The organism is Pseudonocardia sp. ICBG601 (genome assembly GCF_020496245.1).
Genome location: NZ_JAHLJA010000148.1, coordinates 1483700 through 1509163 on the forward strand (window position 1 = coordinate 1483700; position 25464 = coordinate 1509163).

At 66.6% G+C, this 25464-nt stretch carries 22 protein-coding genes; 18 read left to right on the forward strand and 4 right to left on the reverse strand.

Annotated features, from left to right (window positions below; translation table 11 throughout):
• The first annotated feature begins 18 nt into the window (after positions 1–18).
• The 3 genes from KPL57_RS36365 (at position 19) to KPL57_RS36375 (ending at position 2869) form a co-directional block, all read left to right on the forward strand.
• Complete coding sequence (locus KPL57_RS36365; RefSeq protein WP_226355079.1) at positions 19–1089, forward strand: amidohydrolase family protein; 1071 nt, start codon at positions 19–21, stop codon at positions 1087–1089.
• Positions 1090–1191: 102 nt separating this feature from the next.
• Complete coding sequence (locus KPL57_RS36370; protein ID WP_226355080.1) at positions 1192–1980, forward strand: hypothetical protein; 789 nt, start codon at positions 1192–1194, stop codon at positions 1978–1980.
• Positions 1981–2119: 139 nt separating this feature from the next.
• A complete protein-coding gene (locus KPL57_RS36375) occupies positions 2120–2869 on the forward strand; it encodes a CPBP family intramembrane glutamic endopeptidase (RefSeq protein WP_226355081.1) in 750 nt (249 codons plus the stop codon).
• 899 nt (positions 2870–3768) lie between these two features.
• Here the strand turns inward: KPL57_RS36375 and dndA are convergent.
• A complete protein-coding gene (gene dndA / locus KPL57_RS36380; RefSeq protein ID WP_226355082.1) occupies positions 3769–4959 on the reverse strand; it encodes a cysteine desulfurase DndA in 1191 nt (396 codons plus the stop codon).
• 140 nt (positions 4960–5099) lie between these two features.
• Here dndA and dndB point away from each other — a divergent pair, with 140 nt between their 5' ends.
• The 7 genes from dndB to KPL57_RS36415 all read left to right on the forward strand — a co-directional run bounded on the left by dndB (position 5100) and on the right by KPL57_RS36415 (position 14892).
• Positions 5100–6182: a DNA sulfur modification protein DndB gene (gene dndB / locus KPL57_RS36385; RefSeq protein ID WP_308253071.1), complete on the forward strand. Its 1083-nt coding sequence runs from the start codon at positions 5100–5102 to the stop codon at positions 6180–6182.
• A complete protein-coding gene (dndC, locus tag KPL57_RS36390) occupies positions 6179–7708 on the forward strand; it encodes a DNA phosphorothioation system sulfurtransferase DndC (RefSeq protein ID WP_226355084.1) in 1530 nt (509 codons plus the stop codon). The genes dndB and dndC overlap by 4 nt, the downstream gene beginning before the upstream one ends.
• The gene (gene dndD, locus KPL57_RS36395; protein ID WP_226355085.1) at positions 7705–9678 is read left to right on the forward strand and encodes a DNA sulfur modification protein DndD; all 1974 of its coding nucleotides are present in this window, start codon (positions 7705–7707) and stop codon (positions 9676–9678) included. Before dndC ends, dndD begins: the two co-directional genes overlap by 4 nt.
• Before the next feature lie 2 nt (positions 9679–9680).
• A complete protein-coding gene (gene dndE / locus KPL57_RS36400) occupies positions 9681–10073 on the forward strand; it encodes a DNA sulfur modification protein DndE (RefSeq protein WP_226356634.1) in 393 nt (130 codons plus the stop codon).
• Positions 10070–11518, forward strand: coding sequence for a DNA phosphorothioation-associated putative methyltransferase (locus KPL57_RS72900; RefSeq protein ID WP_226355086.1), 1449 nt, complete (start codon positions 10070–10072; stop codon positions 11516–11518). Before dndE ends, KPL57_RS72900 begins: the two co-directional genes overlap by 4 nt.
• A 363-nt stretch (positions 11519–11881) precedes the next feature.
• Complete coding sequence (locus KPL57_RS36410; protein ID WP_226355087.1) at positions 11882–12628, forward strand: hypothetical protein; 747 nt, start codon at positions 11882–11884, stop codon at positions 12626–12628.
• A 104-nt stretch (positions 12629–12732) separates the two neighbouring features.
• On the forward strand, positions 12733–14892 hold the full coding sequence (locus tag KPL57_RS36415) for a DNA sulfur modification protein DndB (RefSeq protein ID WP_226355088.1): 2160 nt from the start codon (positions 12733–12735) through the stop codon (positions 14890–14892).
• 511 nt (positions 14893–15403) lie between these two features.
• Here the strand turns inward: KPL57_RS36415 and KPL57_RS36420 are convergent.
• The 3 genes from KPL57_RS36420 to KPL57_RS36430 all read right to left on the reverse strand — a co-directional run bounded on the left by KPL57_RS36420 (position 15404) and on the right by KPL57_RS36430 (position 19015).
• On the reverse strand, positions 15404–15862 hold the full coding sequence (locus tag KPL57_RS36420) for an NUDIX hydrolase (protein ID WP_226355089.1): 459 nt from the start codon (positions 15860–15862) through the stop codon (positions 15404–15406).
• Positions 15863–16388: 526 nt separating this feature from the next.
• Entirely contained in the window at positions 16389–17732 is a 1344-nt protein-coding gene (locus tag KPL57_RS36425; protein WP_226355090.1) for a hypothetical protein, read from the reverse strand.
• 206 nt (positions 17733–17938) lie between these two features.
• Positions 17939–19015 carry an XRE family transcriptional regulator gene (locus KPL57_RS36430; protein ID WP_226355091.1) on the reverse strand — a complete coding sequence of 359 codons (1077 nt, stop codon included), beginning with the start codon at positions 19013–19015 and terminating at the stop codon, positions 17939–17941.
• A 110-nt stretch (positions 19016–19125) separates the two neighbouring features.
• Between KPL57_RS36430 and KPL57_RS36435 the strand changes: the two genes are divergently transcribed.
• The 8 genes from KPL57_RS36435 to KPL57_RS36470 all read left to right on the forward strand — a co-directional run bounded on the left by KPL57_RS36435 (position 19126) and on the right by KPL57_RS36470 (position 25389).
• Positions 19126–19428, forward strand: a complete 303-nt coding sequence (locus tag KPL57_RS36435; RefSeq protein ID WP_226355092.1) for a hypothetical protein — start codon at positions 19126–19128, stop codon at positions 19426–19428.
• Entirely contained in the window at positions 19425–19808 is a 384-nt protein-coding gene (locus KPL57_RS36440; protein ID WP_226355093.1) for a hypothetical protein, read from the forward strand. The genes KPL57_RS36435 and KPL57_RS36440 overlap by 4 nt, the downstream gene beginning before the upstream one ends.
• Before the next feature lie 95 nt (positions 19809–19903).
• A complete protein-coding gene (locus KPL57_RS72905) occupies positions 19904–20386 on the forward strand; it encodes a WhiB family transcriptional regulator (RefSeq protein WP_374203830.1) in 483 nt (160 codons plus the stop codon).
• Positions 20386–20898 carry a hypothetical protein gene (locus tag KPL57_RS36450; protein ID WP_226355094.1) on the forward strand — a complete coding sequence of 171 codons (513 nt, stop codon included), beginning with the start codon at positions 20386–20388 and terminating at the stop codon, positions 20896–20898. Before KPL57_RS72905 ends, KPL57_RS36450 begins: the two co-directional genes overlap by 1 nt.
• A gap of 1 nt (position 20899) precedes the next feature.
• Positions 20900–22852 carry a type IV secretory system conjugative DNA transfer family protein gene (locus KPL57_RS36455; protein WP_226355095.1) on the forward strand — a complete coding sequence of 651 codons (1953 nt, stop codon included), beginning with the start codon at positions 20900–20902 and terminating at the stop codon, positions 22850–22852.
• Positions 22849–23820 (forward strand): hypothetical protein, encoded by a 972-nt coding sequence (locus KPL57_RS36460; RefSeq protein ID WP_226355096.1) that lies wholly within the window; start codon positions 22849–22851, stop codon positions 23818–23820. The genes KPL57_RS36455 and KPL57_RS36460 overlap by 4 nt, the downstream gene beginning before the upstream one ends.
• Positions 23821–23878: 58 nt before the next feature.
• Complete coding sequence (locus KPL57_RS36465; RefSeq protein ID WP_226355097.1) at positions 23879–24496, forward strand: hypothetical protein; 618 nt, start codon at positions 23879–23881, stop codon at positions 24494–24496.
• Complete coding sequence (locus KPL57_RS36470; RefSeq protein ID WP_226355098.1) at positions 24493–25389, forward strand: hypothetical protein; 897 nt, start codon at positions 24493–24495, stop codon at positions 25387–25389. Before KPL57_RS36465 ends, KPL57_RS36470 begins: the two co-directional genes overlap by 4 nt.
• Positions 25390–25464: the final 75 nt, after the last annotated feature.

Sequence of the window (25464 nt, forward strand, 5' to 3'; positions counted from 1 at the left end):
CTATCTGGAGGAGCTGCCATGGGAACGGTGACCGCGATCGACGGCGTCCGGGTGTTCACGGGCGACGGCCTCACGGAGCCGCGGCGGGTGTACCTCGACGGGGCGGAGATCGGCACCGGGCGCACGCCGGACGTCGTGGTCGACGGCCGGGGGCGGGTACTGCTGCCCGGCCTGATCGACGCGCACATGCACACCGTGCGCGGCCGGGAGGACCTGCAGGACCTGGCGACGTGGGGTGTCACCACGGGGCTGGACATGGCGGCCTGGCCGAGCGCCTTCGTCACCGCGATGCGCGGGCAGACGGGCGTCGCGCAGATCCTCAGCGCGACGACGCCCGCGGTGGGCCCCGGCGGCAACCACGCCCGGATGCCCGGGTTCCCGGCCGACGGCGTCGTCACGGGTCCGAGGGAGGCCCGCGCGTTCGTCGACCGCCGCGTCGCCGAGGGCGCCGACTACATCAAGATCGTCACCGAGGCGGCCCCGCCGGAGGGCATGGACCAGGAGACCGTGGACGCGATCGTCGCCGCGGCACACGGGCACGGCCTGCTGGTCGTGGCACACGCGGTCACCACCGGCGCCGTCCACGTCGCGGTCGCGGCCGGGGTGGACATCAGCACGCACGCACCCCTGGACGCGGTCCTCGACGACGCCACCGTGCAGCGCATGCGCGACGCCGGCACGGTCTGCTCGCCGACGCTGACGATGATGCGCGGCGTCGCCGACCTGCGGGCCGCGGCGGGCCTCCGGTACGAGCACGCCCGCGACTCGGTCACCGCGCTCCACGCGGCGGGCGTCCGGCTCCTGGTCGGCACCGACGCCAACTCCGCGCCCGGCGCCCCGTTCGCGCCCCGGCACGGCGAGTCGATGCACGACGAGCTCGGCCTCATGGTCGACGCCGGGCTGACGCCGGTCGAGGCGCTGCGCAGCGCCACCGGCCTCACCGCGCAGATCTTCGGCCTCGACGACCGGGGCGTCGTCGAACCGGGCCGGCGCGCCGACCTGCTGCTGGTCGACGGCGACCCGACCGAGGACATCGGCGCGACCCGCGCGATCGCCGGGGTCTGGATCGCGGGGGAGCGGGTCCGGTGAGCCCACCCGACCCGTGACGCCGTCCGTCGTGCGGACGTCACGGGAACGCGTTCCCCCTCGGCGAGGTGGCGCCGTCGTCGCTCATGTCCTTATGGTCTCCGGGTGCGGAACCTACTCCGGAGCGCGGCGGGAGTGGACCGGCTCGTCCCGTACGAGGACGCCGTGCTCGCTCTCGGCCGTCGCGGGGACATGCTCGAGTACCACGACGACGTCCGCGTCGAGCGGATCGTCGGAACCGTCGGGCGCGCCGAGGACTTCGACGCCGAGTTCCGGCTGAGGAACTCGGACCTGCGGGACCGGTGGGACGCGGTCGCCGATCTGATGGCCCGCCCCGGCGGGCCGGTCGCCCGGATCGACCTGCTGCGTCTGGGGGAGATGTACTTCGTCGTCGACGGGCACCACCGTGTCTCGGTCGCCCGCGCACGCGGCCACGCGGTCATCCCGGCCCGGGTGCGGTGGGTGTGCACCGTCGCCTACGCGCTGGCCTGTCTGAGGGTGATGCACCTGCCCAGCAAGGCCGCCGAGCGGGAGTTCCTGACCCGCATCCCGCTGCCCGACCCGGTGCGCACCGAGCTGTGGCTCGACCGTTCGGCCGACTGGATGCGGCTCGCGGACGCCGCCGAGGCGTGGGGCTTCCGCGAGTCCCTGCGCGACGCTCCCCTGACGGACCGGCGCGCCCTCGCCGAACGGTGGTGGGAGCAGGAGGTCGTCCCCCTCGTGCGGCACCTGCGACGGGCCGGTGTCGGCGTCGGTCTGCGCGACATCCAGCTGTACGCCGCCGCGACGACCACCCGGGACCGGCGCGGGGAAGGGTCGTGGCCACCGCTGGCCGGCGGCGACGAGCTCCGTCCGGCCTGGGCCGGCGGAGAGGGGGAACCGCACCGCGGCTGACACGGACGGTGGCCGCGTCGGCGGCGCATCCCGGGCAGCCCGTCGGTGACCTGCTCGCGGGGCGGGGCCTCGCGTCGGGCCGGTGGGCACCCGCCGGGTCCGCCTTGCCGGTGATCAGGAATGGCGCCAGGGTGTCGCCATGGACACGCAGATGGTGGCCAACGCCCTGCTCCTCGTCCCGGCCGCCGTCCTCGGGGTACTGGCCGTGCGCGCGCGTCGCCGGGGGCGCACCCGGCTGGGGCTGTCGGTCCGGCCGGGACCGCTTCCCGACCTCGCTCGGGGTGTGCTGTTCGGTGCGGTGTCGGTCGGTGTGCTCTACGGGGCGCTCGCGGCGACCGGGACGCTGCGACCGGGTCCGGTCTCCGGCGTCACGGCGGTGCTGGTCGGTGTCGCGGTCTACTTCCTGGTGCTCTTCCTCGTCGAGGAGGTCGTGTTCCGGGCGTTGCTGATGACCGGGCTGGGGGTGGTCGTCGGTCGTACCGCTGCACTGGTCGTGACGAGTGTGCTGGTGGCGGTGCCGTACGTGTTCTCCACGGGCAGCGGGGTGCTGCCGGTCGTCGGCGCGGTCGCGACGAACCTGGTCAACGGGCTCGCGCGGTGGCGGACCGGGCGGATCTGGTTCGGGGTGGGCATGCGCTGGGCCTGGAACACGCTGCAGGTCGCGCTCGGGTTCACCGTGAGCGGCTACGCGCTGGCCACACCGGTCCTCGACCAGTCGACGACCGGCCCGTCGTGGCTGACCGGCGGGGAGTACGGGCCGGAGGGCGGAGTGGTGGGGATCGCGCTCCGCGTGGTGATGATCGTGGTCATGGTCGGTGTCGTCCGCGGTTCCGTTCCCGCGTGGACGATCGGCCCGCGCGGGAGCCGCGACGGGAACGGCGCCGCCTGAACCGGGACGGTGCCGTCGGGCTCCGGGTTCCGGTCGGAGGATCGTCGTTGTGCCTCTGACCTGCGTGCCCCCGGCAGGATTCGAACCTGCGGCACCCGCTTTAGGAGGCCGGGACGGGGCGTGATCCGCATCGTCCTCGAACGGTCTACCAGTAGCTGGGGTTTCCATGGAACTGCTGCAGCGTTCGCAGGTGCATTTTAGTTCGTCCCACGATCGGCCCCACGTGGGGACTGGCGGCTCGGCCAGCATGCCCATCGGGGAGGCTGACTTCTTGAGTGATGCGTGCCACCTGACCTGTTGCGAGGAGACCTCCCGCCAGATGGGTGACGCGCCCCGCGGGTGTGGGCCGCCACGTCGAGCCACCCGGAGCGAGATGTCCCGCTTGCTCGGAGATCGGCGATCGCGGGCGCAGGGCCGCGTCAGGAGTCTCCGTGGCAGCACCGAGGAGGTATCCCGACGAGCTGCGTGAGCGCGCCGTCCGCCTCAAGAAGGAGGTCCGGACCCCAAGCCGGTGGGCGGGCGGCCGACCGAGCAGCTGGGCGCGCATCACGACGTGTTGCGGAACTGGATCTGCCAGGATGAGTCCAACCGAGGCGAGCGCCACGACCGCTCCGGTGCCACTTGCGGCTCTCCGTGAGTAAACGCGACCCTGAGCCGCAGCGAACACCACGTGTCCTGCAAGCGTGTCGAGCAGCTGATACGCGAGCACGAACTGCTGGGGCGCGTTTCTGCGAGATGGAGTGCGACAGGAATATCGGTTAGTGGATTGGGGTGGCGCCCTTGATCGTCCGGCCTAGCCGCAGCGGAGATCGGCAGGCTGGTCATACGCGCCCGCGACGAGGTGGTCCCCAGCAGAACCACGGACGCAGATTCGTAATAGGGGAACATGCCAGCCGTGGCTATCGGGGGACGAGCGCAGACAACCGGGTCGCAATCTCTTCGGCCGGTACGTCAATCGTCGCTGTGCCCCATGACATACGGATAGCCCCGTCGATACGTTCTCGCGGTAGACCTGCGGCCATGAGGACGTGACTCGGATCGTAGCTCTGTGAAGTGCAGGCTGAGCCGTTGGACACCGCAGCGAGGTCCTTCAACGCGACGATCGCCGCCTCAGAGTCAACGCCAGGAAGGGAGAGGTTCAGGGTCGTGGGCAGGGTACGCCGGGGATCACCGTTCAACGTTGCTCCGAGTGGTAGGAGGCTGCGCAGAAGAAGCTCCTTGATCTGATTTGCTCGGTCCGTCCGTACATCGACCTCTGTGAGCGCGAGCCTCGAGGCAGTACCTAGGCCAGCGATCAAAGGGACGGGAAGCGTGCCAGGGCGTAGCCCTCGTTCCTGCCCGCCGCCGAACATTAATGGAGCGAGTGGGGGCCGTTTGAACCCTCGCCGGCGCGTCACGAGGGCGCCGATTCCCTTTGGAGCTCCGATCTTGTGTCCTGATATCGCCATAAGGTCGAGGCGTGGGTTCTGGAGCGGCGCGACCACCTTGCCGAAGGCCTGGGCCGCGTCTACGTGGAAGAAGGCCGCATGTCCAGCCAGGACTTTAGCGATCTCCTCAACCGGCTGGATGACACCGGTCTCGTTGTTGGCCGCCATGACCGACACCAGCAAAGTGTCCGGGCGGAGGGCAGCTGCGACTGCCTCGGCTGGCACCCACCCCCCGTCGCTCGGCGCTAGAAGCTCGACATCGAAGCCACGGCTGGCGAGAACCTCAAGGGGTTCGAGTACCGCCTTGTGCTCGATCTGCGTCGAGATGATGTGCTTCCGGCCGGTCGCCTCGCCGTGGGCGGCTAAGCCCAGGATGGCGATGTTGTCGCTCTCGGTCGCGCCGCTGGTGAAGATGATCTCCTCGGGCCTAGCCTCGACGACCTCCGCGATCTCCCTACGCGCCTGGTTCACGCGTTCCTTCGCTGCCTGGCCGTAGCCGTGCGTCCGGCTGCCAGCGTTGCCGAACTCCAGCGTCATGTAGCGAAGGACCTCGGCTGCTACTCGCTCGTCGACTGGGGCCGTCGCGTTGAAGTCCAGGTACGTCGCCTGGCTGAGCGCATGGCGGAGCTCACCGCTTCCGTCGGTGATCGAGGCTACGGTCATGTACGGAAGCCTACTGCTAGGTACGGGCAGCGGTCCGTGTAGGTTTGGAGAGCTGTACGGAAGTATGTCCATACACGGCGGGATCAGGGGTTATGGCGGAGCCAGGGTCGACGGGAGCCAGGGTCAGCGGCTTTGAGTACGTGTTCCCGGCGATCCGCGGAGTGCAGGCGGGCCGGGCGTACTACGTGACCATGTGCCCGCTGCGGATCATCCCGCGCCTCTTCCTCTTTAACGAGGAGGAGTTGCCCCCCGAGATGCGGGCCCAGCGTTCGCTCAACAAGGGCCGGATCCCCGAGATGGCGCGCTACATCGTCGAGAATCCTGAGTCCTACATCTTCTCCGCGCTCACCGCGAGCGTGAACGCTGACGTGCGCTTCGACGCCCTGGAGGGCGCCAGCGGTCCGAGCGAGCGGATCGGCACGCTGACCATCCCCATGTCCGCGACCTTCGTGATCAACGACGGACAGCATCGCAGGGCAGCGATTCAGCAGGCGCTGGCTGAGAACCCCGAGCTTGGCGACGAGACAATCGCGATCGTCATGTTCATCGACATTGGGCTGAGCCGCTGCCAGCAGATGTTCGCCGATCTCAACCGCTACGCCATCCGTCCAGCTCCGTCTATCGGCGTTCTCTACGACCACCGTGACCCGATGGCCGAGCTGACGCGGATGGTCGTGATGAGCTCGCCCTTCCTGCGAGACGTCACCGAAATGGAGGCGAGCAGCCTCTCGCAGCGTTCTCGGAAGTTGTTCACGCTGTCTGCGCTCCACACCGCTCACAACTCGCTGCTTGAAGGTATCAGGCCGGACGCCATGCCTGACCGCGTCGGGCTGGCCTCGCAGTATTGGCGCGTTGTCGCTGAGCAGTTTCCGTTGTGGCAACAGGTATATCGAGGCGAAGTCACCGCCGGCGAGGTTCGGCGAGACTTCATCCACACACACAGCATCGTTCTGCATGCTCTCGGACGCATCGGCAACGCACTCCTTTGTCAGAGCGACGACCCGACGATCTGGGCACGCAAGCTCAAGAAGCTGTCGGGCATCGACTGGCATCGAGACAACCCAGCGACGTGGGAGGGCCGAGCCACATCGGGAGGAACCGTCAGTAAGAGCAGACGGAACGTCGAGCTGACGACCGCCCTCATTCGCACCGTGCTTGGCATGCCCCTTCCACCTGACGAGCAGCGGGCTGAGGAAGCCTTCGCCCGAGGAGAAAGCAAGTGACGACCAACCTTCCCATCCGGCCACGCTCCGCGTTCGACGATCTTGGCTTCACCGGTGCTGTCGACACACTCGTGTCGCAAACCCAACAGCTGTACCTGTCGGACGCTGTGCCGTGGGTGGTCGGCTACTCCGGCGGGAAGGACTCCACGGCCACACTGCAGATAGTCTGGCTTGCACTTGCGGGCTTGACGCCCGAGCAGCGCACCAAGCCGGTGCACGTGATCAGTACTGACACGCTCGTTGAGAACCCGGTCGTCGCGGCCTGGGTGACTCATTCACTCGACGTCATGGCTGAGGCTGCCGAGGCTCAAGGTCTCCCTCTAACCCCCCACCGCCTCACGCCTGCCGTCACGGATACCTTCTGGGTCAACCTCATCGGGCGGGGGTATCCCGCGCCGCGGCCCAAGTTCCGTTGGTGCACGGAGCGACTCAAGATCAAGCCATCAAACTCCTTTATCCGAGAGATGGTGCGTTCACACGGCGAGGCCATTCTCGTTCTCGGCACTCGGAAGGCCGAGAGCTCGGGTCGGCACGCGCGCATGGCGGCGCTTGAGAGCCGGAGGGCACGCGACATGCTCAGCCCCAACGAGTCCCTGCCTAACGCACTCGTGTACTCGCCAGTCGAGGAGTGGTCGAACGACGACGTCTGGACCTTCCTGATGCAGGCTCCGAACCCGTGGGGGTACTCCAACAAGGAGCTGCTGACGATGTACCAGGGGGCATCAGCTGACGGAGAGTGCCCGCTCGTTGTCGACTCCAGCACACCGAGCTGTGGCGACAGTCGCTTTGGATGCTGGACGTGCACACTTGTCGAGCAGGACAAGTCCATGGCCGCCATGATTCAGAACGACGATGAGAAGGAGTGGATGCTGCCGCTCCTTGATTTGCGTAACGCGCTCGATGTCGCAGACGACCGACACCTCCGGGACTTCAGGAGAATGAATGGATCTGTGCAGCTCTTCAGAGATCAGCCCATCCCTGGTCCATACACGCAGGCTGCACGAGAAGACTGGCTCAAGCGTCTCCTGGAAGCACAGGGGTGGATCCGCGAGAACGGACCCGATTATGTGCGATCACTTGAGCTAATTACTCTTGCCGAGCTCGAAGAGATCCGGCGAATCTGGGTCGTCGATAAGCACGAGTTTGAGGACTCCCTTCCCCGCATCTACGGGAATGCTCTGGGAGTTGCCTACCCAGGAGGGACGCTCGACGAGCACCTGCCACTCGGCGCCGAGATGGTCCAGGCACTCCGGGAAGTTGCGGGCGGCGATCGGATTCACTTCGAGCTCGTCCGAGAGCTCCTCGACATCGAACAGCGCCACCGTGCCCAGGTTCGGCGTGCAGGACTATTTGGCTCGCTCGAGAAGGCGCTTCGGCGAGGCTTCTACGACGACGCCGAGGACGCGACCCAGCGCGCGCAGCGTCGAAAAGACGCACTAGAGCGTTCGCCGGAAACCGATGACGCTGAACCTGACCCACGTGATGTCGTCGCTGGCTTCGTTCGAGTCGTCGCGGAACCGTCATGATTATCAATGAGTTGGTCCTTCACAATGTGGGGACGTTCGTGGGGCGCCAGGCGCTTGAGCTGACCCCTCCGGCTCGTGGCAAGCCGATCGTCCTTGTCGGTGGGCTCAACGGAGCTGGCAAGACCACGATTCTGGAATCTATCCAGCTTGCCCTCTATGGACCTCTTTACCACCAATCCGGTCGGCGTACAGGTAGCTACGACAATTACTTGCGAGGGCTAATCCACCGCAACGTGGCGGTCACCGAGGGGGCCGCTGTGGAGTTGACTTTCACGGCATATCAAGAGGGTGCTGAGCACCGCTACTGGATACGTCGCAGCTGGAAGAGCACCGGGTCCGCGATACGTGAGATCTTGCTCGTGTCTGTCGATGGACGACACAATCAATCTCTGACGTCGACGTGGGCTGAGCATGTCGAGACATTTCTCCCGCGCGGTATCGCTGGCCTCTTTTTCTTCGATGGTGAGCAAATCGAAGCACTGGCCGATCTGGATCGTTCGCGCCAGGTTCTCGGGTCGGCGTTAGATGCACTACTTGGCCTTGACCTGGTAGATCGTCTGTCCACCGATCTCACAGTCCTCAAGCGACGACACCGTGGCGAGCAGATTCCCGACCACCTGCGTCAGTTGATAGAGGAGAAGGGGCAGCTCGTCAGTGCGCATCTGCAGGCGGTTACTGCCGCCAAGAGCGCAAAGGTTGCTCGAAACGACGAGCAAGAACGTGCCAGGAAGGCCCTGTACGAGGCGACCGAAGGTTATCGGTCGGCCGGCGGCGAGCTCTTAGAGCAGCGGGAGACAGCCGAGAGGCGCGCGGACGTCCTCGATGCGGCGTTGACTCGTTGCGAGGACGCAATTCGCCGTGAACTCGCAGACGTCACTCCACTTCTGCAGGTAGGCAGCATGATGCAGCAACTCGCTAGCCAAGCCAAAAATGAGGCTAACGCAAAGCGAGATGGCCTGCTCGTAAATACCTTCACTGAGCGGGACCACACCATCTTGCAGAAACTCACTCGAGGTGCTGTAGACCCTGCCATTCTTCGTGAGGTCGAAACCTTCTTGGAGGAGGACAGAGCAGCTCGGCGCGCGTCTGCGGCAGCAGACTCAATCGTCAATTTCACTGATGCTGGCGTCCTAAACCGGCTCTTGTCCCGTGACCTGCCCGAGGCGCGCAGGCGCACTCTGGCAGAGATTGAGCACCGAACTGACCTCAAAAGAGAAGCTGACGAAGTTGCTCGCATGCTCGCTGCCATCCCCGACGCGGAAGCGTTAGCGGATCTCCATCGAGCTCGGGAAGAGGCGCGCGACGCCTACGCTCGGGCGGAAGCAGCGCATACCGTCGCTACCGAGATGCTGGATGCAGCAACAACGGATCAAGCCAAGGCGCAGGCAAGCCTCGACGCCGTGCTCGATAAGGCTGCCCATGCCACTCTCGCAGCAGACGACGATCGTCGGCTGGTGGAGCACGTGGACCGCGTCCGAGCAACGCTAGAGAACCTGCGGATCGCCGCCAGTCGACGACATCTGGAGCGGATCTCGCAGCTCATCCTCGAAGCACTGTCCAACCTGCTGCGCAAGGAAAAGCTGATCACAAACGTACAGATCGACCCGGAAACGCACACCGTTGCGCTGACCGGGGTTGATGGCCGCGATCTTCCGGCGACGGACCTGTCGGCAGGTGAACGGCAGCTACTTGCCGTAGCGCTGCTGTGGGGGCTAGCCCGCGCCGCAGGACAGCCCTTGCCAGTTGTTATTGATACACCGCTTGGCCGACTCGATGGCTCGCATCGTGGGCATCTGCTGGACCGCTACTTTCCGCATGCTAGCCATCAAGTTGTGCTGCTGTCGACCGATACAGAAATTGACGACATTGCTTTTCGGCGAATCGAGCCGAGAGTTGGGCGCAGCTACCACCTCGAGTTCGACACGTTTGCAAATGCCACGTATGTCAAACACGGATACTTCTGGGAGTGAGCGTGGCGCTAGAGCACATCCGGCTGAGTCAGCAGGCCCGTGATCAGCTCATCACCCTCAAGCGCCGGACTGGCGTCCAGCATTGGAACGTCCTCTGCAGGTGGGCTCTCTGTCGCTCCCTCGCTGAGGTAGCGCCCCCTCCGCTGATCAGACTGACCCTAGACAGCAATGTAGAGATGGACTGGCGGACCTTCGGAGGCGACCTCGGGGACGTTTTCTGGGCACTGGTACGACTGCGCTGCCACCAAGACGGGCTTTCGCTTGACGACGAGACTGTGGCGCAGCAGCTGCGGCTGCACCTGCACCGAGGGATTGGCTATCTGGTAGGAGACCCCCGTGTAACCGATGTCGCTGGTTTGGCTGGCATCGCGCTGGAGGAGCTGCCGGCGACATGACTGGTTCGCGCGTGGCACGACACAAGACGGCGCTCACGCGCACTGCTCTCTCGAGACCAGTGGCCACAGCTTTGGCCGACGGCATCCTCGGGCCGGGGCAGAGCCTATTCGACTACGGCTGCGGCAAAGGGGACGACATACGGAACCTCACAGCGCTTGGATATGAGGCTGACGGATGGGACCCCGGCCATCGACCGGAAGCCAGAAGGACTCCTGCGAGTGTCGTTAACCTTGGCTACGTCGTGAACGTGATCGAGGAGCCTGATGAGCGTCGCGCCGTACTTCAGTCAGCTTGGGATCTCACAGACAGGGTGCTGGTCTTGTCGGCCCGGATGAAGTGGGACGCCCGAGATCTCGCCGGGCGGCCGATGAGTGACGGACTGGTAACCCGGACCGGAACATTTCAGAAGTTTTACGAGCAGGCGGAACTGGCGGCCTGGATTGAAGATGTACTCGGAGTCACGCCACGAGCAGCTGCGCCAGGAATCTTCTATATCTTCCGTGATGAGACAGATGCCCAATGTTTCGTAGCTTCTCGTGTCTACTCGTATCGGCCCCGGGTTGTCATCGACCTCCATGCCAGATACGAGGGGGTGAAGGACGTAGTTGAACCCCTGCTGCGGTTTATGCAACACCATGCACGTGCACCGCGAGGGGACGAGCTGCCTTCGGATGTTGTAGGAAAGATTCGCAGTGAGCTAGGTAGCGTAAGACAGGCGCAACGACTAATCCGGACTGTTACCGACGACAACTATTGGACAGAAGTTACTCGCTATCGCCGCGCCGACTTGCTGACCTATGTGGCTCTATCTCGTTTCGGCGGACGACCTCGTTTTGCGGAGCTAGATCGTTCACTCGCCCTTGATATCCGTACCTTATTTGGATCATATCGCGAGGTATGCGCCCAGGCTGACCGCCTTCTTGCGATGTGCGGCGATCAGGCGATGCTGTTCATGAATGCAAGAAGTTCGGCGATAGGGAAGCAAACTCCCAGCGCTCTTTACGTTCATCGATCCGCAGTTAGTGCTATGCCGCCCGTCCTGCAGGTCTACGAAGGCTGTGCTCGCGTACTTGCGGGGACCGTTGCGTCGGCTAACATAATCAAATTGTCAGTAGCTGAGCCGCAGGTGTCCTATTTAGCTTATACGAACTTCGAGCGAGACGCTCACCCGACCTTAGAGTCCGCGGTAACGGTAAACTTGCGGAAGAGGACCGTCGAGTTCCGAGACTACAGTAAGTCAGAGAACCCTCCGCTTCTACATCGCAAGGAAGAGTTCCTGCGATCCGACGACCCGCGCCGACCGCTATATGAGCGGTTGACCCGGGCCGAGGTGCGAGCGGGGCTGTACGAGCGGCCGGAGCTGATAGGAACGCTAAGAGGTTGGCAGGGAGTGCTGAGTTCGGCTGGCGTCGTGTGCCGAGGCCATCGACTTGTGCGTGCGTGACCCCCACAAGCCTGCAAGCCCTGCACGACACGCATGCTGGGGGCTTGCCCCCGTCGTCTGGGCAGCAGTCGACGGATCCGCGGCTACTGGGGCGCTATCAACGTGTTGATCCTCGGTACACGGTGCCTTCGATCAGGCAGACAGTTCTGGCCCGCACCACGGGAGCCTGAGGCCCGCGGCCAGGCAAGTTCACTCGATCGTGAGCCAAGTGACGACGAGGCGAGCACGACCTCTAGCGTGTCAGCAGATGTCCGGAGGATGCGCTCGCTGGGGTTGACGACGTACGCAGGGCGGCTGCCCCGCCCGACAGTCCCGTGGACTTAGCATCTGGAGACTGCTCGGCGGCAGACTTGGTTGGGAGGCATGGCGAACTTGGCAACGGACAGTATTCAGCCGAAAAGCTACGCAATGATTGATGTGGATCAAGCTCCCAAGTCGCCCGGGATCTACGCCTGGTACGTGAACTTCAGTGCGGGTCCTGAGGATTGGCGTGTCCGACCGAGTGCAGATGGAGACCTCGCCATCGACGGCTACCTAGATCTGCTGCGGAAGTATGCCAGTTATTATGACCCTTTGCCCATCGGGCTTGATGGACGGGGCTCGTACGGGGCAAGATGGGAAGGCGCACTGACGCTCCGGAACCCTATGCGACAGAACGGGCACTCGGAGAATGGGAACGCAGCTGCGGACGAGATGTCTGAACTCGGACGCCTCGCCGACACGCTCAGCACCGAAGAGCGACGTCGTTTGATGACGCAGATCCTTGAGGCTTCGGCTCCGATCTTCTCGGCACCATTATACATCGGGATAGCCGAGAATCTTCGCCAACGTCTGCTAACACACCGCCGAGACTTTACTAAGACTTCAGACTGGCTGCGTGAGCATCCGGAGGACTCCGGCAAAGTCCAAGCGTTAGGTAAGTCCTTTGGGCAACGGGCTGCTGCCCGCAGTATACCGATGCGACACCTGCGCGCATGGGTTATCGCCCTTGCCAGTGAGCAGGAAGGCGAGCAGGCGGGCGATTCAGTCGACGAGAACATGAAGACCGCGGCGGGCTCGGCTGAATGGCTCCTGCATAGGCTTTATCACCCGATCCTTGGAAGGCGGTAGAGGCGAAGATGGTGTTCGGAAGTGGCAGCCGGCTTACGTTCCGGGATTATGTCCAGGGCACGTGGGGGAGCTTCTCGACTCCCGCAGGTCGCGTTGACTACATCATGACGAAGGCGCGTCTAGGAGACGACTCGGACGACCCAGAGCGACAGCTGACCAAGAGCTTGTCGCCCGTGCGGGAAGTCATGGAGGCTGGTGATCTCGACTTCAATCAGTTGCTCCAGCGTGACCTCGACGACCATCGCGTGGCCGTTAATCTGATTCCTTACCTGCTGAAGCAGCGGGCAACGGGTCCGGCGTTCTTTCCGCCAATTGTCTCGGTTCTTCTGCCCTTCAGGAGCAAGCGTCCTTCGACTTTCCCGGCGCTTGATGAAGCAACGTCGGTTGAAGATGATGATGCGTTTTGGCGGCAGGAACAGGCTGGTCGATCCTTCCAGGTCCAGCGTCTACTGGACGGCAACGATCGACTGCATCCCGCTAATGTTGGAAAGCTCTGGTGGAACCGGACTGAGGCGCAGCTAGTTGTCCTGGATGGGCAGCATCGAGCAATGGCACTTCTAGCTATCGAACGCACGATGACAAAAAGCTGGCAGGATTCGAGTGGCGCTCGATTCCGATCTTTCTACGAGACGCAAGTTCAGCAAGCTCTGAAAGACAGCGGGCAAGATCTGGATCTCAGCAACGTCGAAGTTCCGGTCACTGTGTGCTGGTTTCCTGAGGAAACAGGTGAATTGAGTCGCCCACACGAGGCAGCCCGGAAGCTATTCGTCGATGTGAACAAGGAGGCTCGTCCTCCTTCTGAGTCGCGCATCATCCTTCTGTCGGATTCAGAACTGAGCAATGTCCTAACACGTCGGATGCTGAATGAGTTGCGCAGCGGAAACGACGACTCGTTTCTTCCGCTATACGCGGTCGAGTACGACAATCCAGAAGTTAATTCAAGCCGTCCGGCGCGTTGGTCCGTACTTACGAACATCAATCTTCTAAAGCTAGCGGTTGATAGATGTATCTTCGGCCCGTCAAAGTACTTAAAGGACGTGACGCTGAAGTTCGTTGGTAGGCCTAGTCCGACTGATCTGGATGCGTTCATGCAGGAGCAGCTAGATGTTGAGAGCCTGTTCGCTGACCAGTTCGAGGACGGCGGATTCACCTACCAGCGCGATAAGCTCGGCAATACCGAGTTCCCTCTCGGCCAGGTCGATCTGCTAACGGATAGGTTTGCTTCGACCTGGGGGCGAGCGCTTCTAACACTGTTCTCCAAGACGACCCCTTACTCTGCGCACTCACGAGCGCTTGTCCAGCTCAAGGAGAACTGGCACGTCGACAATACTGGGTTGTCTCTGGCTCATGACGCGCTGTTTAGTGGCGTCGGTGTTTTCTGGACGTTGCGTGACAGCTACGAACACTATCTCGATCGTAGGCGTCGGGGATACAGTGTCAGTAAGTCTGATGTAATTCACGCGTGGGAAACGTTGAACGGTCGGGAGGACGACTTTGAGACGTTCAGGGTACAAGCCTACCTGAATTCGGGACGATCTGCGCAACTGAAGCAGTCCAAGGCGGCCTTCGCTGTCTTCAACACTCACGCTTGCCAGCTTGGTTTGGCAATGACACTGGGGTCGCTGTGGGAGATCCGAAAGGGCTCGGCTGGCAATCCCGATCTGAGTGAGCTCCCAAATTTTGCGGACGCTATCGTTGCGGGCCTGAACGCATACTTCGGCGAAGAGCATGGCAAGGCTCGCGACAGGCGCCTTGCGTTCAATAAGGGTGAGATTAGCAGTCCGCTGAATCAAATAGCGAACATGGACACGCCGCAAGCCGTGTACTTCAGATATTTCTGGTTGCAGGCGTTGGCTACGCCGGTCGCTTGGGAACACCTACAGTCTTGGTTCCCAAGTCTCGATGCTTTCAATGACGTGCTCTACGCGTCCCGCCGGTTGTATCACAAACTGTTGGAGGACCAGCAGTTCAAGGCCTTGAAGACGAGCCGGCCGACGGTTCGGGACGAGGTCCTTCGTGCCGAGGCGCGCTCGTCTGCCAGCAAGTCTTTGATGCGCGCCCTGCGCGACTGGTTCTATGTGGAAGAGCAGGTCTTCACTGCCTGGGAGAGCTCGGTGAGTCAGTCGAAGTCCGTCCAGAAGAATGACGAGGCCCAGAGCGACGTTGGCGATGAGATCGACCAGAACGATCCTGCGACCGACGACGAAGAGGTGGACGCCCCCGTCACGAGTGTTGAAGATCTTCTAGAGAGCGGGTCTGAATAGCAACGATTCAGACGCGGGTCGGCTCCGCTTGTTCGAGTTGGACGAGGGGCACGGGTTGCGCTGCTCGTCGACCTGCGTGGCGAGCCGGCGCTGCACCGGCGCGGCCTCTTTGCGGGCGTCCTTGCCCGCAGGGACGGTCTCGACGAGGTAGTGTCGCTAGCCGCTCAAACGATCGATGCCCGCGTACCCGCGGACGCAGAGGGAGCCGTTGGAGCGGACCTCGATCTCGCCCTGCTGTCGTCTGGCCAGAACCTGAAGCTAGCCGTTTCGCTCCCACGATGGCTCCCACGCCTGTGGACGATTCCCGGCTGCACTCCTGCTGACCTGTGTGCCCCCGGCAGGATTCGACCCTGCGGCACCCGGTTTAAGGAGGCCGGGCCGCCGCGCCGTCTGGAGAGATCGGCCAGGTACTTCGGAGCGCTCTGGCAACGATGCTGTTGCTCCGATGACCTGTAGCGACCGGTACTTCGCTCCATGAACGGTTCCACGCGGTTCCGACCGGCTGACTAGCTCATGTGCTGCTCAGAGCCCCGCCGTGCTCTAGATAGCGAGGTCCGCCCTCGGCCGTGGAACGCAGACGACGCGCGAGCCGGGGGATCACGTAAGAGTCCAGATCGCCGAGATCGACCCACTCCCACCGGTCGAGTTCGTCCTCGGCAAGTCTGATGCGTTCGGTGTCGTCGCCGAGCCGGCCGCAGTCGAAGACGAACAGGAGCTTGTCGCCCTCCTTGTCACTCGGGGCCCAGTCGACCGAGAGCAGTGCGACGGGGTCCCGGTCCAGACCGAGTTCCTCGGCGACCTCGCGGCGGCAGGCGGCGGCGGGCGACTCCCCGCGCTCTACGTACCCGCCGGGGATGTCCCAGGTGTCTTTATAGGTGGGATGGACGAGGAGGATCCGGCCGGTGTCGTCAAGGAACAGCGCATCTGCGGCGACGCGGGGGGTGGCGAAGATTTCGCTCGGGTCGGACACGCTGCGAGCTTACGACCGCTGATTCCGGGCTGCCTCTGTCAGACCGTGCGTGGTGTCGGCGGTGGTCCCAGCGGCGGTCGTGCGTGCCCTGCGGCGCCGCGCCATGGGGGCGTGATCCCTACGAGCACGGTGCGGCCTTTCCGCTAGTGACTATGACGTTCGGTTACGAGGAGACGAGGGCCACCGTACGGTCAGCACCGTCGTGTCGTCGCTCGTCGCCTCCCAAGTATGCGCTACGTCAGCGGCCCACTTTGCGTAGTTTCCGGGCCGACTGAGGTGGGCAGAGCCGTCCTCGAAGGTGAGGAGCATCGAACCGCTTATCAGGATGGTCATCGATTCGGCTGGCGCGTGCTCCCACCTAGTTTGGCTCTCGCCCTTGGCGTGCTTCGACCACTTGAGTTCGACCTGGGTGGAGGTTCGCTGTAGGTCGCACCCTTCCATGAAGTGACCAAAGAACCACCCGTTGTCGGATGATCCATCGCGTGAAGCGTCACCATGGATCCAGTCGCTCACTGCTTCTCCTCATTTAAGCCGGGAAGTCGACTTCGAAGGTTCGCCCCGGAATGGCTCGTAGCCTAGCGTTGGCTCTCGAGTTAACTCTAGCAGCTTGAGATCGAGCCAGCCTGTAGTCGACTACCGGGGAAACAATAGAGAGAACGGTTCCTGCGATACTGAGCCAGAACGTGGCAGGGTTTCCTGCTGCCGACAGAATAGTCGTTCCAAGTGCTGTGGATGTTGTGCCTAGCTGGCCGATAAGCTTTTGACGTGCCGCAACAGTCTTAAGCTCCATTGACATGCCTGATTCGACATTCCCGAAATGTTGACAGACGGCACGCGCGTACGAGCCCAGGCTCACCTTAGTCCGGTACCAGTTATCCTCGCTGGGCTCTGTGCGCAATTTTTCGAGTCGTCTAACGAAGTCTTCACCGTTGCTCCCGGTTCGGATTGCAAGCAGTTCGACGGGGTCTGCTCGAAGCAGCATAGATTTTGTTGGCCAGGGTACGATGATCGGATCAAATGAGACGTCAATAGGCAGGGTCGGAATCTTCGCTGCTACGTCTTCAGTCCTCCATAGATGTGCAGGGATGATCCCTGCGCCAGGAGCGTTCTCGACCGGAAAGCTCGGTCGGACCGAAAACTGGGTAGCCTGGTTGAAATGGTAGATTTCGTTGACCCACAGGAGGAAGGTTGAGAGTTCTCGCTGTCTTCGACGTCCACCATCGACCCATGCCGCCGTGAGAAGATCTCTAGTGTCACTGGGGTCCCCTTTGAAGTCCAAATCTTCGGCGACCTTCCTAAGTATGACCCCTCTCTGAACTCCATTTGCTTCAGGGTCGCTCTGGCTGTCTATTGCGTCACCGAGGATGCCGATTCTGTATCGCTCGATTGATTGCCAGATTGAGGTTACGCCGTCGTCGCCTTCCGGTGGCTCGGCGGTCATGAGGTGCTTGACGAGGAGAGACCTAAACTCCACGCCCATGCGTGCAGGCCAAGTGACTCTCGGTCCGTCGGATACAACGGAGTCGTCTAGAATCCCTGCGAGTCCTCCAGACTCCTGAAGGATGCCGACAATATCTTGCCGCATCTCGCGAAGAACTGTCTCGAAGTTCACGTCGGGACTTCGGAACGCGGGAACGATTAGCTTCTTAGTGATGGCGCTCGTAATCCAACTCTCGTTTCCTCTGGCAATCTCTTGCTCCACTCGTCTAGAGATAAAGAAAAAGATGTCGGTGACCAGAATCCCTGGTTCGAGCATTAAGCGGTTAATTAGGTCGATCTTGAACTCTGTCGCCGGAATGAACTCATTCATTTGAGCATCGGCCTGAGGGTAGTAAATGAGTTCGTTTCGCTCCTCCTTTGTTAACTCCAATTCACCCGTCTCCTCGTCGTGTAGGGCATATGGTGACCCGGTTCAGTCCGGTCTTGCGGGCGTACTGGCGGGCCAGGTCTCGGAACCACGGATCCCATGTGGCCCGTCTCACGAGACTTTCGGTCATCGGAACCCTGCTGTTACCTCGTCGAGAGGATGCGACTGCATAGCTCAGCAACGGCCGGAGTGGCTGCTGCTTGGGCTGATCAGACGAGGCGTAGACGCCCGGCCAGATCGTCGAGCGCCGGATCTCGGTGCGCCCGATTGCTCTTCACCCAGCCGAGGACGAGCTGGCGGCTGAGGGCGTGGTGGCGGATCTGCTCGGGGGCGATCCGTTCGGCCTGGAGCAGGACGGTAAGCGCGTCGTCTCGTCGGTTCCGGGCGGCGTAGGCCCGGGCCGTCTCGATGGCGTGGCGCGCCTGGCGCTCCGCGGGGAGGCCGGTGACGTCGATGGAGGGGGCGAGGTCGACGGCCACTTGGACGTCGCCGAGCTCCAGTGCGGTCGTCATGCGGTGGAGCGCGACGTTCGTGGGCCCGAACGCCGTCCACATCGCGTTGGTGTCGTGCCCGACGCGGTGGGCGCTGTCCTCTGCCTCGCGCAGGAAGGCGTTCACCGACGCGCGGTCGTCGGCCCGCGCCGCGGCGACGGCGCCGGTCAGGAAGAGGGTGCCGTAGACCGAGAGGAACGACTCGTCGGTGCGGGTGCTCAGGTGCGTTTCGAGGATGCCCGCGGCGGTGCGCACCAGGTCGACGCCTGCCGCGAACCGTCCGGTCGAGTGCAGGGCGTAGGCGACGGAGCGGAACAACGAGCCGAGCACGACCGGGCTCTCGGACTCCTGCGCCGCCGCGAGTCCGCGCTCTGACGCGATCCAGGCCAGATCGGTCTCTCCGAGCTTGGTCAGGACGGAGACCGCAACCTGATAGGTCAGCGCCAGCAGCGCGAGGGCTCGGCGACGCTCGGTCTGTCCTGCGTTGCGGACGGCAGTCAGCGCGTCGCTGAGGACGAGCGGGGTCCGGCCGGTGACGTAGCCGTAGCGGCTGGCCTGGTAGGCGTCGAAGATCTCCGAGACGTCCGTCTCCAGCGACCTGAGGTCGACCGCCTCACCGGCGATGGCCGGGCTGGCGAGGAGCGGTGTGATCTGCCGGTAGTCCATGAGGGCCGCGCGGAGCGCGGGGACCGTCTGCACCCCGCTGTCGGCGGTCCACTCCAGCAGGGTCGGCTCTCCGACCAGATCGCCGATGGTGACGTCGAGGGCTTCGGCGATCCGTCGGATGACGGACAACCGGTCGAGGTCTTCGGAGGCCGTGCGCGCCTGACGGCGCGGTGGCGGACGGGACGCCGCCACCGGGGGGCCGGACCGGCCGACCCTCCTCGATCTTCTCGGAGGCCAGCGTGAGCGTGATCTTCCTTCCCGGCCCGCCCGTCGTGGACCTCGACGACGACCCGACCGACCTGATCGACGTCACGGACCTGGTGTGCCCGGGCTGCGCCGGCCCCGTCATCGACGCCCCGCCCTCGGGATGGCCCGCCCGCGCCGGCCGGTCCCCGGAGTTCTCCCACGCCGACGGCTCGGTGCTCTGCCCGGACCGCATGGGCCGGGTGCCGGAGCCGGTGGAGGCGGCGGGGCTGCGCTACGCGCTCACCGACGCCGGTGCCACCGCGTCGCTGGACGAGGCGCGCGGGTGGTCGGCGTGAACGTCCGCCCGTCACCGGAGTGGGTGGTGCACGAGCGGGTCGCGCAGCCCGAGGACCTGGACCCGCTGTTGCTGCGCCCGACCGGGCGCACGGACCGGCTACAGGTCGTCGTCGAGCACTACGTCGTCGGGGCCGGGCGGTGCCCGGGATGCGGGTGGCCGGTGGCGCGTCGGGAGGAGTGCCCGTCGCGTCAGGTCGCGGTGTGTCTGTTGGAGAACCGGCCGTTGCCGGTCCGGCTGGCGCACCTGGTCGACGTCGTGCCCGGGGCGCGGGTCGGGCGGGACTCCGCGGCGGACCGCGAGGAGCGGCGACAGGCCGAGGACGCGTTGCCGGGGCTGTTCGAGGCGCCCGCACGGGCGCCGGAGAGGAACACGCAGTGAACGACAGCAGCAAGCAGATGGGGCGGCCCGGCGACGGGATCTTGGCGGAACACGACCGCCGGGCCGCTCTCACCAACCACAAGGAGGCAGGCGAGATGACGAGCGTAGACCCGAGCCCCGCATGGGGCGAGAACGCGGACTGGCGGGCATTGGCGGCGTGCCGCGGGGTCGACCCGGAGCTGTTCTTCCCGACCGCGACCGCCGGTGCGGCCCTGGCCGCGGAGGAGCGGCGGGCGCTGTCGGTGTGCGCGGGGTGCCCGGTCCTGGCCGCGTGCCGGTCGTGGGCGGTGGCGGAGCAGCCGCACGGGATCGCCGGTGGGTTGACCGAGGCGCAGCGCGCCGCGCTGCGCCGGCCGCGTCGGGCTCGGCGCGGACGCCCGGTCGGGGTTCGGGTGCCGGTGTCGGTGCGGGGTGCGCGGCACCGCGACGCCGGCCGGGCCGCGCTCGCGGCCGGGGCCGAGCCCGTTCACGTGGCTGCGCAGTGCGGGGTCACGCGGCGCACCGCGGAGCGGTGGGCGGCCGAGCTGCGCCGTGCCCACCGCGTCGCCGTCGGCGTGCGGGTCGGGGGCGAGCGGTGATGGGCGCGTTCGGTGAGCCGACCGACGCCGAGCGTCGGGTGTGGCGGGTCCGGGACATGGTCCGGTCCCTGGCGGTGGAGTGGTTCGGCGCCCGCGAGACCCGCGAGCCGATCGGCGACAGCAGCATGACCCGCCTGGTGCTGGCCGATCCGCTGGCGGGGTTGCGGGCCGCGGTGCAGGTGCGGCGGGTCGCCGCGGCGCAGGGTCGGGAGTACGCCCTGGACGCCCGTGGCGCCGGCTGGTCGTGGGCGGAGATCGCGTCGGTGCTCGGGTTCGAGGGGCTGGACGAGCCGGAGGTGCTGGCGTTCGAGCACGTCGCCGAACGCGGCGGCTGTGCGGCGCCGCGGTGGGAGTCGGTGTCGTGGCGCTGCACCACCTGTGGTGCCCGGGTCACCGACACCGGCCCCTACGGCTCGCATCCGACCGACGTCGAGTCCGGGCACGCCGAGGGCTGCGCGCGTCACCGCGCGGACATCGCGGCGTGGTCGGCCCGGACTGGATGGGACGACTGAGATGAGCATTCTGTTCAGCTCCACCAGCCTCGTCCTCGCCGCGTTCGCCGCGGGTGCCCTGCTCGCCTGGGCGCGCGGGGCCCGCGCGCTGGCCGCCGGCCTCGCCCTGGTCGCGCTGCTCCCCGCGGCGACGATCGTCACCGCCCTCTCGTGGCCCGCCCTGGTCGCGGTGGTCGGGCTGGCCGGGGTGATCGTGTGGCACCGGTGGTCGCGCTCCTCGGCGACCGTGTCCCGCTGGGCCGCGCGGTCCCGCCGCAAGGTCGGCGTGGCCTCCTCGCTGGACATCGTCCGCCACGCCGGGACCCTCGCGGTCCGCCGCCGGACCGGCACGGTCCGGCCCTCGCTGGCCGCCCTGTCGCGGTGGCAGCGGCTCCGGCTCGCGACGAGTGAGGCCGCGGTGGAGCTGTGCCGCACCGGCGTGCTGCGGGTGTGGGCGCTGGTCGAGGACGTCGTGATCGTCGTCGGCGGCCCCCGCACCGGCAAGACCGGCTGGCTCGCCGGACGCGTCCTGGACGCCCCCGGCGCCGCCCTGGTGACCTCGACCCGCACCGACCTGCTCGACCTGTGCGGGCCGCTGCGCCGCCAGAACCGGGGCGAGGTGTTCGTGTTCAACCCCGCCGGCCTCGGCTCCCGGATGTCGACGATCACGTTCGACCCGCTCACTGGCTGCACCGACCCCGTCACGGCCACAGAGCGGGCCACCGACATGCTCGCCGCCGTCGCCAGCGGGTCCGGTGGGGACCGGGAGTTCTGGGACGGTCAGGCCCGCCGCGTCCTCGCCGCCCTCCTGCACGCCGCCGCCCTCGGCGGCAAGCGGATGGCCGACGTCCTGGGCTGGGTCGCCGACCCCGACACCGCCGGTCGCGAGGTGCCCGCGTTGTTGCGGCGGTCGGGGGTGACGGCGTTCGAGCAGGACGTCATGCAGTTCCTGACCACGAACGAGCGCACCCGTTCCTCGATCACCTCGTCGGTGATGCCGGCCCTCGGGTGGCTGACCCACCCCGCCGCCGCGGCGGCGGCGGAGCCGGGGGAGGGGTTCGACGTCGCCCGCCTCCTCGACGAGCGGGCGACGGTGTTCCTGCTCGGCGCCGAGGAGGCCCAGACCGCACCCCTCGTCTGCGCCCTCACGGGTCATATCGCCCGCGAGGCCCGACGCTTGGCCGCCGGGCAGGCGAAGGGCCGGCTGGATCCGCCGCTGGGGCTGTTCCTCGACGAGGCCGCCCTCATCTCCCCGGTGCCCCTCGAATCGTGGACCGCGGACATGGGCGGTCGCGGGGTGACGATCCTGTGCGCGTTCCAGTCGCGCGCTCAGCTCCTGGCCCGGTGGGGTGAGCACAAGGCGGCGACGATTCTGAACAACACCGCCGCCGTGATGATCTTCGGCGGGACGCGGGACAAGGCGGACCTGGAGTTCTGGTCCACCCTTGCGGGGGAGCGGGACGAGCGCGTGACCACGACCGATGACCACGGCCGCGTCGCGTCCCGGTCGGTGCGCAAGGTGCCGGTGTTGGCCCCGGCGCAGATCGCGAATCTGCCTGCGGGGCGGGTGGTGGTGATCCGGCGCGGGATCGCTCCGGTGATCGGCCGGGTGCAGATGGCGTGGAAGCGCCGTGACGTGCGGCGTCGGGCGCGGCTGCTGCGTCGGATCGAGGCGGAGACCCGCTGGCACCGCCGCAGCGAGGCCGCCCGGGTCTGGGCCGATGGTCAGCTCGAACGCCTCCTGGTACTGCTCGCCGCGCGGTGGCCGGAGCGCTACGGCGAGGTGGCGGAGCGGGTGCGGTCGTCGAACGCGATGTTCGCCGAGCTCCGCGCGATCCGCCGCGGCACCGACGCAGACCAGGCCGTCGAGGCGACCGCGTTGCACGAGCCGTCCCCCGGCGCCGGCCCCGGTGGGGCTGTGGGTCCGGCGGGTCCGGCCGACGGCGCTGCGGGTGACGGGCGGTGGAACCGATGAGCGGCTACGAGCTGTGGACCCCCGCGCAGGCGGTGGAGCGGCTGGCCGCCGAGCTGCCCGGTGGGACAGCCGACGCCGAACAGGTCGTCGCCTCCTACCTGCGCGACGCCACCGGCGTGCACGGCCGACCGTCGTCGGGCTGGCGGCTCGACGAGTTCGACGTCGACGACGCCCGCGCCCGCTTCGGGTGGGTCGACTCCGCGGGCGGGGAGACCGTCGCCGCCGCCCGCACCCGGGCCGACGCCACCGCGGTCGCGGCGCTGCGGGAGGCGCGGGGGACGTCGGCGATCACCGACCCGGACCGGCAGGCCGGGCTGCACTCCGATGTCGAGATGTGGGGCTACCGCGCCCACGAGGTCGGGCTGGACGAGCTGACCAACACCACGGCGTGTGACCCGCAGCCGCGGCTCGTGACTGTCGCCCGGGAGGGCCGGGAGCGCTCGCACCGTGAGGCGTGCGCGGTCCACGACGCCCGCCAGGCCGCCGCCGAGGCGGCGGCCGAGGTCGCCGCGCTCGACGAGCACCCGCACCAGCAGATTCACCCCGGCGACCGCCGGGCACACGAGACGCGCGACGAGCAGGAGGCACCAGTGGACGCCCCGGACCGCAACCCCGACCACGACGTCTTGCGGGATGTGGCGGATATCGAGTCGATGCTGCATGCCGAGCACTGGAGCGACGTCATCGACGCCGTCGAGCGCGACGAGAACCCCGACCGCCGCGACAGCGCCGACGGCCCCGACCGGGACGCCGCGGCGGGGTCGGTGGGTGGGTTGTGGTTCACCCTCGACGACAGCGTCGAGGGCGGGATCCGCCCGCTGACCGAGACCGAGATGCGCCGCGTCGCCGACCTGGTCCGCCAGACCCAGGCCGACGCCCTGGCCGTCGAGTACGACGACACCCCGCCCGCCGGACGAGGGCCGTCGGCGGCGTCGGTGAATGTGGACGGGGCCGGGTGGGAGCGATGAGCACGCCCCCCCCCACCCGCAGAACCCGGCCGGGCCCGCGGGTGGGTCGTCGGAGGTCGTGGTGGCCGGTCTGGCCCGCGAGGTCCACGAGCTGCACCGCCGGGTCGAGGATCTCGACCCGTTGGTGGAGCGGGTGGAGCGGTTGGAGGAGATGGCCGCGCGCACGGCGGACACCCTGGCCGCGGTCGTCGGGCGCCGGCAGAAGGCGACCGCCCCGTCGTGGCTGCTCGCCCCCACCGACACCGCCCGTGTCGGCGGGCTGCTCGACGAGCTGACCGTGTGGTTGGGGGCGGTGTTCCTGCGCTACCCCGACGGGGCGTCGGTGCTGCCGGAGTGCTGGTTGTGGCACCCCGACGTCGTCGAGGAACTGCTCTGGCTCATGCACGCCTGGTGCGCGGCCTACCAAGGCCCCGACGCCTCGGTGATTGGGGCGGGGGACTGGCACGACCGCCAGCGCCCCGGCGTCGTCGCCCGGGTCCGTAAGAGCGCGGGGTCGTGCTCGATCGAGGCCCACCAGACCCGCCCCGGCTGGAGCGCTCCGGGCGGGGCGCCGGTCCCGGTCCCGGGGCTGGAGCACGCGGCCGCGATCACCGGGTGGTGGGCGCAGCACCGGGAGCAGATGCCGCCCGAGCCCGCCCCGGCCGCGGCCGGTCCGATCGGAGGTGCGCTCGGATGACCACCACCAGCACGAGCAGGTGGGACCGGTCGGCGGTGTGGCTGCCGGGCCTGGCCGTCGCGATCGGTGCTGCGGTGGCGACCGCGCACGGTCTGTTCGAGGTCGCGGTCGCCGCGCGGGTGCCGGTCGCGGTGGCGTGGATCTACCCGCTGATCACCGACGGCCTGGCCCTGGTCGCCTACACCGCGACCGCGCAGCTGTCCGGTGGCGCCGCCCGCTACGCGTGGAGCGTGGTGATCGTCGCCGCCGGGCTGTCGGGGTTGGCGCAGGCGGTGTTCCTCGCCGGGCCCGCCCCGGCTCCCGGGGCCCCGCCGGTCGAGGCGGATGCGGTGCTGCGGTTCGGGGTCGGGGCGTGGCCTGCGATCGCCGCGGCCGTCGTCGCACACCTGCTCTACCTCCTCGCCGAGACCCCCACCGCGGCCGCCGCGCTGGACCCGCGGCCCGAGCACGACGCCCGGCCCGGGCCGGAGCCGCGGGTCCGGGCGACCATCACCGTCCCCTCGCCCGACCGGTCCGGCCGGACACCGGTGGGACACCCCGGCGGGGTGGGACACGGGTCGGGTGTCCCGCCCGCGTTGGACGGGCCGGTGATCCCGGGCGCGCCGCGGCCGGGGTCCCACCCGGCGCCGCGTCCCGCGGTCCGGCCGGACGGCTCGGGCCCGGGTGGGACGGGCGGGTCGGGTGCGGGCGCGCAGGAGCGCGCCCGCACCACCGCCGCGACCCACCGCCAGCGCCACGGCGGCCTCCCGACCGTGCGCGAGTTGCAGGACCTGGCCGACGTCGGCCGGGGCACCGCTGCCCGAGCGCTCCAGCAGCTTCGCGACACCCCACCGCAGGCCGCGAGTGGCCTGCACCTCGTCCCCGACGAGCCCCAGAACAGGACCCAGCCATGAACCCGAGCAGCCAGACCAGCAGCAGCACCACCGCGACGAGCAGAACCAGCAGCGAGAGCGCGCAGAAGACCAGAA

Coding starts and splice junctions, on each gene's coding strand:
- KPL57_RS36365 (WP_226355079.1), top strand. CDS start 19: ATGGGAACGGTGACCGCGATCGACGGCGTCCGGGTGTTCACGGGCGAC.
- KPL57_RS36375 (WP_226355081.1), top strand. CDS start 2,120: ATGGACACGCAGATGGTGGCCAACGCCCTGCTCCTCGTCCCGGCCGCC.
- dndA (WP_226355082.1), bottom strand. CDS start 4,959: ATGACCGTAGCCTCGATCACCGACGGAAGCGGTGAGCTCCGCCATGCG.
- dndD (WP_226355085.1), top strand. CDS start 7,705: ATGATTATCAATGAGTTGGTCCTTCACAATGTGGGGACGTTCGTGGGG.
- KPL57_RS72900 (WP_226355086.1), top strand. CDS start 10,070: ATGACTGGTTCGCGCGTGGCACGACACAAGACGGCGCTCACGCGCACT.
- KPL57_RS36410 (WP_226355087.1), top strand. CDS start 11,882: ATGGCGAACTTGGCAACGGACAGTATTCAGCCGAAAAGCTACGCAATG.
- KPL57_RS36415 (WP_226355088.1), top strand. CDS start 12,733: ATGACGAAGGCGCGTCTAGGAGACGACTCGGACGACCCAGAGCGACAG.
- KPL57_RS72905 (WP_374203830.1), top strand. CDS start 19,904: ATGACGAGCGTAGACCCGAGCCCCGCATGGGGCGAGAACGCGGACTGG.
- KPL57_RS36450 (WP_226355094.1), top strand. CDS start 20,386: ATGGGCGCGTTCGGTGAGCCGACCGACGCCGAGCGTCGGGTGTGGCGG.
- KPL57_RS36455 (WP_226355095.1), top strand. CDS start 20,900: ATGAGCATTCTGTTCAGCTCCACCAGCCTCGTCCTCGCCGCGTTCGCC.
- KPL57_RS36460 (WP_226355096.1), top strand. CDS start 22,849: ATGAGCGGCTACGAGCTGTGGACCCCCGCGCAGGCGGTGGAGCGGCTG.
- KPL57_RS36470 (WP_226355098.1), top strand. CDS start 24,493: ATGACCACCACCAGCACGAGCAGGTGGGACCGGTCGGCGGTGTGGCTG.